General features: G+C 73.5%; 10 protein-coding genes. 8 read left to right on the top strand and 2 right to left on the bottom strand.

Annotation, left to right across the window (positions count from 1 at the left end; all coding sequences use genetic code 11):
- Nucleotides 1-153: 153 nt before the first annotated feature.
- Nucleotides 154-2,199 carry a hypothetical protein gene (locus ACZ7G3_RS05810; protein ID WP_470923448.1) on the bottom strand — a complete coding sequence of 682 codons (2,046 nt, stop codon included), beginning with the start codon at nucleotides 2,197-2,199 and terminating at the stop codon, nucleotides 154-156.
- 333 nt (nucleotides 2,200-2,532) lie between these two features.
- On the opposite strand from ACZ7G3_RS05810, the gene proB reads away from it, so the two are divergent.
- The 5 genes from proB to ACZ7G3_RS05785 all read left to right on the top strand — a co-directional run bounded on the left by proB (nucleotide 2,533) and on the right by ACZ7G3_RS05785 (nucleotide 7,723).
- Entirely contained in the window at nucleotides 2,533-3,657 is a 1,125-nt protein-coding gene (proB, locus tag ACZ7G3_RS05805; RefSeq protein ID WP_470923446.1) for a glutamate 5-kinase, read from the top strand.
- A 135-nt stretch (nucleotides 3,658-3,792) separates the two neighbouring features.
- Nucleotides 3,793-4,329: a hypothetical protein gene (locus ACZ7G3_RS05800; RefSeq protein WP_426603294.1), complete on the top strand. Its 537-nt coding sequence runs from the start codon at nucleotides 3,793-3,795 to the stop codon at nucleotides 4,327-4,329.
- 228 nt (nucleotides 4,330-4,557) lie between these two features.
- Entirely contained in the window at nucleotides 4,558-5,844 is a 1,287-nt protein-coding gene (locus tag ACZ7G3_RS05795; RefSeq protein WP_470923444.1) for a glutamate-5-semialdehyde dehydrogenase, read from the top strand.
- A 153-nt stretch (nucleotides 5,845-5,997) separates the two neighbouring features.
- Nucleotides 5,998-6,567: an SCO2584 family spore wall biosynthesis protein gene (locus ACZ7G3_RS05790; protein WP_470923443.1), complete on the top strand. Its 570-nt coding sequence runs from the start codon at nucleotides 5,998-6,000 to the stop codon at nucleotides 6,565-6,567.
- An 85-nt stretch (nucleotides 6,568-6,652) separates the two neighbouring features.
- Nucleotides 6,653-7,723, top strand: coding sequence for an SCO2583 family membrane protein (locus ACZ7G3_RS05785; protein WP_426603288.1), 1,071 nt, complete (start codon nucleotides 6,653-6,655; stop codon nucleotides 7,721-7,723).
- 319 nt (nucleotides 7,724-8,042) lie between these two features.
- Here the strand turns inward: ACZ7G3_RS05785 and ACZ7G3_RS05780 are convergent, their stop codons facing one another.
- A complete protein-coding gene (locus tag ACZ7G3_RS05780) occupies nucleotides 8,043-9,203 on the bottom strand; it encodes a M48 family metallopeptidase (RefSeq protein ID WP_426598661.1) in 1,161 nt (386 codons plus the stop codon).
- A gap of 142 nt (nucleotides 9,204-9,345) precedes the next feature.
- On the opposite strand from ACZ7G3_RS05780, the gene ACZ7G3_RS05775 reads away from it, so the two are divergent.
- From ACZ7G3_RS05775 to nadD, 3 genes are all read left to right on the top strand, one after another.
- The gene (locus ACZ7G3_RS05775; RefSeq protein WP_426598662.1) at nucleotides 9,346-9,507 is read left to right on the top strand and encodes a hypothetical protein; all 162 of its coding nucleotides are present in this window, start codon (nucleotides 9,346-9,348) and stop codon (nucleotides 9,505-9,507) included.
- Nucleotides 9,508-9,630: 123 nt separating this feature from the next.
- Nucleotides 9,631-9,798 carry a hypothetical protein gene (locus ACZ7G3_RS05770; RefSeq protein WP_426519830.1) on the top strand — a complete coding sequence of 56 codons (168 nt, stop codon included), beginning with the start codon at nucleotides 9,631-9,633 and terminating at the stop codon, nucleotides 9,796-9,798.
- A gap of 57 nt (nucleotides 9,799-9,855) precedes the next feature.
- Nucleotides 9,856-10,566 carry a nicotinate-nucleotide adenylyltransferase gene (gene nadD, locus ACZ7G3_RS05765; RefSeq protein WP_426598663.1) on the top strand — a complete coding sequence of 237 codons (711 nt, stop codon included), beginning with the start codon at nucleotides 9,856-9,858 and terminating at the stop codon, nucleotides 10,564-10,566.
- Nucleotides 10,567-10,580 lie beyond the last annotated feature (14 nt).

Below are 10,580 nucleotides of genomic sequence, written 5' to 3'. Positions count from 1 at the left end.
GTATGGGGGCCCCCAAGAGCCAAAAAGAGTGGGCCTAACTCCCTTCCCCCCCCCCCCCCCCCCCCCCCCCCCCCCCCCCCCCCCCCCCCCCCCCCCCCCCCTCGACGCCCGTCGCGCGACCGGCCCCGCTGGGCGGCCGGCCCCCACCCCCCTCTAGTCCCGTCCCGACCGCTCCGGAGTGACGCTGGCCGGCGCGGGCGCGGTCTCCGCCTGCCGCGGTCCCGGGAGGGGGAGGTCGGCGGCGAGCCGCCGTGCCATCCGCGCCCGGTGCTCCCCGGCCGCCGCACACAGGTCCCGTACGGCGCCGGCGAAGCGCTCCTGGGACGGCGGGTCGGCCGGGCCGAGCAGGCGCAGGGCCAACGCGGCGCGTTCCCCGGCCAGTTCGTCCCGGTCCGGATGCCGGACCGTGTCCAGCAGTTCCGGCACCCCGGCCGCGTCCGGCGTCAGCACGGTCGCCGCCGCCACCGTCGGGAACGACTTGCGGAACCCGTCCTCCGCCAGCCCGCTGGTGTTGGCCACCGCGTACGGCTTGCCGCTCGCCAGGAAGTCGCTGATGACGCTCGACACATCGCTGATCAGCAGGTCGGCCCGGTTGAAGCAGGCGTAGAGCGGCGGCCGGGCATCCGTGACGACCTGGTGCTCCCACTCGGGCAGCGAGGCCCAGTACGCCTCCTCCCAGGCGGCCGTCGCCCGCGTCACCGCCCCGGCCCGCCCGGGCTCCGGCGCCGCCCCGCGCAGCATCCGCTCCACCTGGTCGGCGGCGGAGCGGAAACCGGCCGCGGTGAGCCGGTCCAGCTCCGCCGTCCGCCGGGCCAGCTCGGCGGAGGCCGACGCCCCGGGCCGGGGCCCGCTCCGCTCACGGTTCGCCGCCCGCACCAGTTCCCGGACGCGCAGATCGGCGGCCCCGGCCCGCGGATCCACCGATCCCGTCAGCGGATGCGGCTTGTACAGCAGCCGCACGCCGGGGTCCGCGAGCAGTGCGCGTACGAGGTTCTCGCCGGCCTCGACCACCGACGTGTTCCCCGGGTTGCCGTCCCAGCCCTCCCAGGTCGGTGCGTACAGGACGGTAGTGAACGCCCCGGGAGCGGGCGGCCCCGAGTACGGCCGTACGGCGTCCAGCTGCGGGCGGCCGATCTCCACCACGTCCTTGTCCTCGACGCCGACCTCCGCCTGCGCGTACCGCTCGCGCGCCGCCGGACCGGCCACCCACACCTCGTCGTACGCCTTCGCGTACGGGTTGCAGGAGGACAGCTTGTCGCTCTCCCCGTGGTTGACGAAGGCGTGCTTGATCGTGGGGATGCGCAGGACCTGCGAGGTCTTCCCCGAGTTCGACGGGTGGAGGAGGACGCGGAGCGTGGAGTGCTCCAGACACATCAGCGTGGACACCTTCGGCAGGCACACGACCGGGATGTCGGTCGCCGCGATCCGCTGCACCATGAACCGCTCCCGCAACACGATCAGTGGCCGCTCGTCCAGCCGTGCGAGGGGCTCCAGCCACATGTTGGCCTGGTACGCCGAGGACGCCCCGCCCGAGAAGTACAGGCCGACGGTCGGCCGGTACTCCGCCAGCCACGCCGCGAACCAGTCGAGCACCTCCTGCTCGCCCGCCGGCCGGCGCCCCGGCAGCAACCGGGCGAGCAGCGCCCCCAGACCCGCCAGCGCCACCGTCAGGGACACCGCGAGGCCGGCCGCGCCGTACACCGGCGCGTCGGTGGCCGCCGTGACCAGCAGCCCGGCCGTCGCCGGCAGCCCGAAAGCCGCCAGCCGGGGCCCGGGGCGGCGCAGCAGAAGAGGGGGCGCCGGGGTCAGGCGCAGCGCCGAGGTGTCGATGTTGCGGGTCACCACGGGCAGCGTCCGGGTCCGCCGGACCAGCACGGACACCGCCTGGATCGCCCAGTGCAGCCCGTAGAAGGCGAGCAGCCCGGCGACGAGCGGGGCGTACACCGTCTCCCGGTGCTGCTCGCCGAGCCGCAGCAGACCCACCACGAGCAGCAGGTCCCGCAGCACGTGCCGCACCGTGACGTCGGCGTGCGACTTCGCGAACAGGGACACCATGCCCCGCTGCCAGCGGTACAGCATTCCCTCGGCGGCCAGCGAACCGGCGGTGGCGGCCAGCAGCAGCGGTACGTGCGGCAGCAGCGCGCCGACGGCCTGCGCGGCGAAGGCGGCCGCCAGCACACCGAGGACGAGCAGCTTCACGGCGGTCTGCCGGCGGGGGAGACCGACGCGGGGGAGACCGCGGCGGGAACGGCCGCGGAGGGAAGGGCTGCGGAGGGAAGGGCTGCCGCGGGAAGGGCGGCGGGGCAGGGGTAGGGGCACTGCGGTCGCTCCAGGCTTGTCGCGCGTCGGACATCCGGGTTAACGCCGGTCGACCTCCCGACGACACGCGCGTGTTGACCGCACACGTGACGCGGTGGCCGCCGCGGCCCTGTCCGCAGCCTGGACCGCGGCGCGGGGCACGACCGCCGTCACGTAGATTGCGGGGCGAGCGCAGGGACCGGCGCGCGTCGACGGGAGAGGTGGACGGCAACCGTGGCAGGGGCAAGGCACGCCGTGGGCGAGGCCCGCAGGATCGTCGTCAAGGTCGGCTCCTCCTCGCTGACCACCGCGGCCGGCGGCCTGGACGCCGACCGGGTCGACGCGCTCGTCGACGTCCTGGCCAAGGTGCGGGGGACGGACAAGGAGATCGTCCTCGTCTCCTCCGGTGCCATCGCCGCCGGCCTCGCCCCGCTGGGCCTGCGCCGCCGCCCGAGCGACCTGGCCCGTCAGCAGGCGGCCGCCAGCGTCGGCCAGGGCCTGCTGGTCGCCCGCTACACCGCCTCCTTCGCCCGCTACGGCGTCCGCGTCGGCCAGGTGCTGCTGACCAGCGACGACATGAGCCGCCGCGCCCACCACCGCAACGCCTCCCGCACCCTCGACAAGCTGCTGGCGATGGGCGCCTTCCCGGTCGTCAACGAGAACGACACCGTCGCCACCGACGAGATCCGCTTCGGCGACAACGACCGGCTCGCCGCCCTCGTCGCCCACCTGGTCCGCGCCGACCTGCTGGTGCTGCTGTCCGACGTGGACGGCGTGTACGACGGCGACCCGAGCCGGCCGGACACCTCGCGGATCGCCGAGGTACGCGACATGGCCGACCTGGCGGACATCGAGATCGGCAGCGCCGGCAAGGCCGGCGTCGGCACCGGCGGCATGGTCACCAAGGTCGAGGCGGCCCGGATCGCCGCCGCCGCCGGCATCCCCGTGGTGCTGACCAGCGCCGTCCACGCGGCCGACGCCCTGGCCGGCGGCGACACCGGTACCTACTTCCACGCCACCGGCAGGCGCAGCGCCGACCGGCTGCTGTGGCTCCAGCACGCCTCCACCCCGCAGGGGGCGCTCGTCCTGGACGACGGGGCGGTGCGGGCGGTCGTGGAGGGCCGCAAGTCCCTGCTGCCGGCCGGGATCGCCGGGGTGGAGGGCGAGTTCGCCGCGGGCGAGCCCGTGGAGCTGCGGGACGGTGCGGGGCGCGCGGTGGCCCGGGGGCTCGTCAGTTTCGACGCCAAGGAGATCCCCCGGCTGCTCGGCCGCTCCACCCGGGAACTGGCGCGCGAACTCGGGCCGGCGTACGAACGCGAGGTCGTACACAGGGACGACCTGGTGATCCTGCACCCGTAATGGGTCGAAACGTCCCCGAATCGGTGGTGGACGTTCCGCAAAACCGCCCCGCGATCCTGCGCGGCCTGCTCAACTTTCCTCAGGGACCAGCCCGGCCGACCACCGGGCCGAGCCGTGTGCGTGAAGGAGGCCGTCGTGAGCGGAGTGCGCCCTGGAACGGCGGCGTCCCGCGGTGGTACGGGCTCCCGCGGCGCCACCGGCGCCCGTGGCGGCACGGGCGCCCGGCCCGGCGGCGCGACCCGCACCGGGTCCTCCCGCCCCGCCGGTGAGGAACGCGCCCTGACCAGCGTCGCGGCCGGCGACCGGTTCCGGGGGGAGGAGTCCGGGCACACCCCGCGCCTGTGGCACGTCACCCTCAGCGTCTCCGGTGCCCGGGCCCCGCTCACCGAGGTACGGCGCGCCCTGGAGCAGCTCGCGCACGACCACCCCTTCCTGCTGACCAGCCGGTACGCCGACGACCACGCGGAGATCCGGTACTGGGAGGAGGCCCGCGACCTGCACGACGCCGCCGCCGTCGCCCTGCGCCTGTGGGGCGAGCACCGGCAGACCGCGGGACTGCCGCCCTGGGAGATCGTCGGCCTGGAGGTCATCGACCGGGCGACCTACCACCAGCGCATCGCGGCGGGGTACGGACCGGCGCCGGCGACACCCGTCGGAGTGCACCCCTTCTAGGAACCAGAGCTGGGGTCCCCTTCTGGGTTCCAGAGCGTCTGGGGTCTCCTTCCAGGCGGCAGAGGTCCGGGGTCCCCTTCTGAGGTTTCAGAGCGCCTGGGGTCCCTTCTGAGGTTCCGGAGCGTCTGGGTTCCGCGGCGGTTCCGGGGGCTTCCGGGCCCGTCCCGCAGACGTCTCGGGGTGTGGGACGGCCGGTAGGGGGTCTGCGCGGCCCACTACGCTTTCCCCATGACCACGCTCTCGCCGTACGACTCGATGTCCCCGGTCACCCGGGCCGCCTACCGGGCCAAGGCCGCCGCGGCCGACCTCGCGCCGCTGCCGCGGGCCGCCAAGGACGACGCGCTGCTCGCCGTGGCCGACGCGCTGGAGGTCCGTACGAGCGAGATCGTCGAGGCCAACGCCCAGGACGTGGCCAAGGCCCGCGCCGCCGGGACCAGCGAGGCCATCGTCGACCGGCTCACCCTGACCCCGGAGCGGGTCCGCGCCATCGCCTCCGACGTGCGCGACGTCGTCGCGCTGCCCGACCCGGTCGGCGAGGTCGTGCGCGGCAACACCCTCCCCAACGGCATCGACCTGCGCCAGGTCCGCGTGCCCCTCGGCGTGGTCGGCATCATCTACGAGGGCCGGCCCAACGTCACCGTCGACGCCGCCGCCCTCTGCCTGAAGTCCGGCAACGCCGTCCTGCTGCGCGGCTCCTCCTCGGCCTACCAGTCCAACACCGCCCTCGTCCGGGTGGTCCGCGACGCCGTGGGCGGGGCCGGGCTGCCCGCCGACGCCGTGCAGCTGGTGCCCGGCGAGAGCCGCGAGAGCGTGCGCGAGCTGATGCGCGCCCGCGGCCTGGTCGACGTGCTCATCCCGCGCGGCGGCGCCTCGCTGATCAACACGGTCGTCCAGGAGTCCACCGTCCCCGTCATCGAGACCGGCACCGGCAACTGCCACGTCTACGTCGACGCGCAGGCGGACCTCGACATGGCCGTCGACATCCTGATCAACTCCAAGGCGCAGCGCGTGAGCGTCTGCAACGCCGCCGAGACCCTCCTGGTCCACCAGGACATCGCCGCAGACTTCCTGCCCCGCGCGCTGGACGCCCTCGCCGAGGCCGGGGTCACCGTGCACGCCGACGAGCGGGTGATGGCGTACGCCGAGGACTCCAAGGTGACGGCCGTCGAGGCCACACCGGAGGACTGGGAGACCGAGTACCTGTCCTACGACATCGCCGCGGCGGTCGTCGACTCCCTCGACAAGGCCGTCGAGCACATCCGGCTGTGGACCTCCGGTCACACCGAGGCCATCGTCACGACCTCGCAGCAGGCCGCCCGCCGCTTCACCCAGCTGGTCGACTCCACCACGGTCGCGGTGAACACCTCCACCCGCTTCACCGACGGCGGCCAGTTCGGCTTCGGCGCCGAGATCGGCATCTCCACGCAGAAGCTGCACGCCCGGGGCCCGATGGGGCTGCCGGAGCTGACCAGCACCAAGTACATCGTCACCGGTGACGGGCACGTACGGCGCTGACGGGCAGGTCCCCGGCCGGGGCACGCACGCCGGGGGCATATGTGCACGGCACGCGCCCTCGGGTACACCCGTGATCCGATCGGGGCATCTCACCCACCGGATGAATTTCCCCGCCGTCTGCCCAAATCGACCCCCCAGGTCTACGCTGTACCCGTGCCGGAGGACGTGGGGGGTAGGCCGTTCCCTGACGGCTGGGAGCCCGACGACGATCATGACCGCGGGATGTCGGACGAAGAGTTCGCCTCCGTGGTGCTCGACGAGGCCTTCGTACAGGCGGCCGTGGTGCACGAGCCGACCGCCGTCGAACGCCTCCTGGCCGCAGCCGAGGCCAGAGCCGAGGCCACCGAGGCGGAAGCGGCCCGCCGCGGTCGCTCCAGAGGCGAGCGCTACGACGACGGGTACGGCGATTTCGGCCATGATCCCGACCTCGACGACCCGGACGACGACCGCGACCTCCTCGACCGCCCGTACGGTGCTCCCGCGGCGTACGGCAAACAGGTCCGCTGGCACCGGCCCGTCGCCTGGATGCTCGCCCTCGTGATGGGCGTCGGCATGGTCGCGCTGGCCTTCGTGGCCGTCTACCGGGGCGCGTCCTCGGGCGGCGACACGCAGCAGGTACCGCCCCCCGCCTCGACCGGCCCCGAGCAGGGCGGAACGGTGACCCCCTCCGCCTCCGCCGACTACTCCCAGCCCGCCGTGCCGGTCATTCCGCGCACCCCCTGACCTGCCGGCCGGATGCCGGGCACCGGCCCCAACCTGGCCTGCACCGGCGCGTTTACGCGACCTTCCGCAGACCTACCCTGAAGGTATGGCAGGGCTTGGCGACCCGCCCGGAGGGACGCCCGAGGGCGGCCCCGGAGGCGGAGAGGACGAGTACCGATCCGTCGTCTTCGACGAGTCGTTCGTCCGCGCTGCCCGCCTCGAGGAGTTCTCCGCCCAGGAGCGCCTGTCCGACCACGCGCCCGCCGTCCGCCGCCGTACGCCGCTGCGCCGGGCCGGACTGTCCCGGCAGGCACTGGTCCTCCTCGTGCTGATCGCCGTCGCCTTCGGCACCGCCATCTACATGGGCGTCCGGCACCCGTACCAGAGCCCCGCGGCGCAGCGGGCGGCGGAGCCGGTGCGGATGACCGTCGTCCCGCTCGCCCCCCAGGGAAAGGTGCCCGGTGCCGACGATGCCGCCCACCTGTACGAGCACAGCCCCGCCGCCGACTTCCGGTCCGCGGCGAAGGGCGTCCCGCTGCCGGCCCACCGGTCCACCGCGCACTTCTCGGACGACCAGGTACTGAACGCGCTGACCACCGCCAAGAACTACATCGTCCGCTCGGCGCTCGACCCGGACGTGCTCCTCGGCGGGGAGGTCCGTTCGGTGCGGGTGCTGCTGGACCCGGAGCAGCTCGACCAGTTCGACGAGAGCCTGGAGAGGCCCGCGGCGGACGGCCGGCACGCGCCCACCGGATGGCTGGTGCGCTTCGACCCGGCCCGTGCCGAGCTGGCCGACGCCGAGATCCGGGTGCACGGCAGTCTGAGGGCCGTGGAGAGCGACGCGTCCACGCTGGAGGTCAGCGCCGACCACACCATGGTGTACCCGCTGCGGCCGGCGGGTGACGACCGGGCCGAGACGTCGCTGTTCACCGTCCGGCGCGAGCTGCGCTTCCGCTTCGACCGGGACGACCTGCGGCTGCACCAGACGCAGCTCGTCGCCTCCTACGTCCAGGCCGGTCCGCTCTCCTGCGCCGAGAACTCGGCGGACCGCCTCCGCCCGCTGCTCGCGGGCCGGACGGCCGGGACCGGTGCCCCCGCCGGCACCGACCCGTACGCCACGGACAGCGCCACTGCCCTGTGCGGCACCCTCGCGGCGAGCGCACAGCCGAGGGTGTGAGGTCCGGTCGTGCCGCCCGTCCGGGGCGACGGGCACGGACGGGTCGGTCGACCGGGTGCTCGCCGACGGGCGCGGACGGGTCCGTGCACGGGCGCGACGCCGGTGGCCACCGAGGGCCGCACGGCGGCGGGCGTGCTCCCACGCCACGCGGGCTCTCACTCGTGCCCACCGCGGCAGCCGGTCGCCGTTGCGGGCGTGTCCGGGCACGCCCGCACCTCCAGGGCCGGGCACCCGCACCTCCAGGGCCGGGCACCCGCACCTCCAGGGCCGGGCACCCGCACCTCCAGAGCAGGGCGGGTCCTCCCCGCCCGCCCCGGGCTCAGGCGCCGTCGCGCGGCGGGCGGTCGTCCGGGCCCTTCGGGCCGCTCGGGCCGTCGGGGCCGCCGGTCCCCTCCGGGCCCTCGGCCGGCCCGTCCGTGTCCTTGGGCGGCCTCGGCTGGGAGGCCGTGAAGCCGCCGAAGCCCCGGCGCATCCGGTCGCCGAGGTCGCCGGCGCCGCCCGCGATGTCGTTCACCAGCTTCATCAGCGGGTCCTTGGAGCCGCGCACGTGCGTGGCGTAGCTGGACGCCGACTCGCGGAAGGAGTCCCGCACCGAGGTGTCCTTGTCCTCGTCGCGCCGCGGGTAGTGACCGTCCATGATCCGCTGGTGGTCCCGCGACGCCGCCCACTTCTTCAGCTCGGCGGCCCGCACCGTGGTGAAGGGGTGGGAGCGGGGCAGCACGTTCAGGATCTTCAGCACGGAGTCGCGCAGGTCGCCCCCGGCCTCGTACTCGTCGGCCTGCTCCAGGAACGCGTCCACGTTCATCTCGTGCAGGTGGTTGCCGCCCGCGATCTTCATCAGGCCCCGCATGGAGGCCTGCAGGTCCTGACCGACCAGCAGACCCGCGCGGTCCGCGGACAGCTCCGACTTGCGGAACCACTCGCGCAGCGCGGTCACGATCGCCATGATCGCCAGGTTGCCCAGCGGGATCCAGGCGACCCGGACGGCGAGGGACGTCAGGAAGAGCAGGACGGTCCGGTAGACCGAGTGCCCCGACAGCGCGTGCCCGACCTCGTGCCCGATGACCGCCCGCATCTCCTCCTCGTCCAGCAGCTCGACGAGGCCCGTGGTGACGACGATGATCGGCTCGTCCAGGCCGATGCACATCGCGTTCGGCTTCGGGTCCTGGTTGACGTACATCGCCGGGACCTTCTCCAGGTCCAGGATGTAGCAGGCGTCGCGCAGCATGACGTTCAGATGGGCGAACTGCCGGTCCGAGACGCGTACCGAGTCGGACAGGAACAGCAGCCTCAGGCTGCGCTCGGGCAACAGGCCGCTCAGCGCCTTGAAGACCGTGTCGAAGCCGCTCAGCTTGCGCAGCGCCACCAGGGCGCTGCGGTCGGCCGGATGCTCGTACGCACGCGAGGAGATTCCGGGGAAGCGCCTGCGCTGCCTGCTCGGCACCTTCTCGTGCCCGTTGTGCTGGTGGCCGTCGGACATGTCTTCCCCCATGTGCGTGTGTGAGGCCTGTGCGTATGTCTGGGCCTTTACGAACCCTTGTATGGCCCTTTGCTCCCCCGAAGCCGAGCCCAGCCTAGGCGGAGATACCGTGGACGGGCAGTGCAACGAAGGAGTCCACGTCATGGAGTACACCCCCCACACCGACTGGCTCGCCTCGGCGGTGACCGCGGCCGAGCAGCAAGGTCCGGGGAATCTGCTGCGGGTCGTGCTGATCGTGATGGTGGTGGGTTGTGTGCTGACCGCGTGGTTCCTGCTGCGGGGGTACAAGCGGAAGGACGACTGAGGCGACCCGAAGGTTCCCCCCGGCCCGGTCCCAACGGCGGAGTCGGCGTGATCGTCCGCGAGGTGCCCGCATACGATGAGCGGACGTCTTTATCCCGCCCACACCGGATAGGTCCTGCCGAAGATGAGCTTCCACAGCACCGCTGCCCAGTTTGTCACCCTCGCCTCCGAGGGCGGCGCAGAGCACAGCGGCAACCATCAGAGCCTGAACCCCTACGTCACCGGCATCGGCGCGTTCGTCGCGCTGATGCTCCTGCTGTGGATCACCACCCGGTTCAACCGCGACCGCTGAGCGCGGGGTTGTGGGGGCGGCAGGAGCTCTCGGGTCGGGCCGGTAGGGTCTGCACGCATGGGAGAGCAGGACATGCCTACCGGTCCGGCGCACGACACGTCGAACACGCCGGCGCGTGACACACACAGCCGCGCGGTGCCCGCCCGCGCCACCGGCCGGGGCAGTGGACCGACGCCGTCGGGCAAGCGCCGTCTCGGCGTCATGGGCGGCACCTTCGACCCGATCCACCACGGACACCTCGTGGCGGCCAGCGAGGTCGCCGCGCAGTTCCACCTCGACGAGGTGGTGTTCGTACCCACCGGCCAGCCGTGGCAGAAGAGCCACCGCACGGTGTCCGCGGCCGAGGACCGTTATCTGATGACGGTCGTCGCGACCGTCGAGAACCCGCAGTTCTCGGTGAGCCGCATCGACATCGACCGCGGCGGCCCCACCTACACCGTGGACACCCTGCGCGACCTGCGCGCGCTCAACCCGGACGCGGACCTGTTCTTCATCACCGGCGCCGACGCCCTCGCCCAGATCCTCACCTGGCGCGACAGCGAGGAGCTGTTCTCCCTCGCGCACTTCATCGGCGTCACCCGGCCGGGCCACCACCTGACGGACGACGGACTCCCCAAGGGCGGCGTCTCGCTCGTCGAGGTCCCCGCCCTCGCCATCTCCTCCACGGACTGCCGTGCGAGAGTCGCCAAGGGCGACCCCGTCTGGTACCTGGTGCCCGACGGAGTCGTGCGCTACATCGACAAGCGCGAGCTGTACCGCGGCGAGTGAGTCGAGAGGGGGCA

This window comes from Streptomyces sp. NPDC037271, assembly GCF_055603605.1.
The sequence above is the reverse complement of the archived record's forward strand: the minus strand, read 5'-3'. Positions and strand labels throughout refer to the sequence as shown.

Excerpts from the sequence above, each read along its gene's own strand:
- ACZ7G3_RS05795 (WP_470923444.1), top strand. The coding sequence starts at position 4,558 with ATGACCACGCTCTCGCCGTACGACTCGATGTCCCCGGTCACCCGGGCC.
- ACZ7G3_RS05785 (WP_426603288.1), top strand. The coding sequence starts at position 6,653 with ATGGCAGGGCTTGGCGACCCGCCCGGAGGGACGCCCGAGGGCGGCCCC.
- ACZ7G3_RS05780 (WP_426598661.1), bottom strand. The coding sequence starts at position 9,203 with ATGTCCGACGGCCACCAGCACAACGGGCACGAGAAGGTGCCGAGCAGG.
- ACZ7G3_RS05775 (WP_426598662.1), top strand. The coding sequence starts at position 9,346 with ATGGAGTACACCCCCCACACCGACTGGCTCGCCTCGGCGGTGACCGCG.
- ACZ7G3_RS05770 (WP_426519830.1), top strand. The coding sequence starts at position 9,631 with ATGAGCTTCCACAGCACCGCTGCCCAGTTTGTCACCCTCGCCTCCGAG.
- nadD (WP_426598663.1), top strand. The coding sequence starts at position 9,856 with ATGGGAGAGCAGGACATGCCTACCGGTCCGGCGCACGACACGTCGAAC.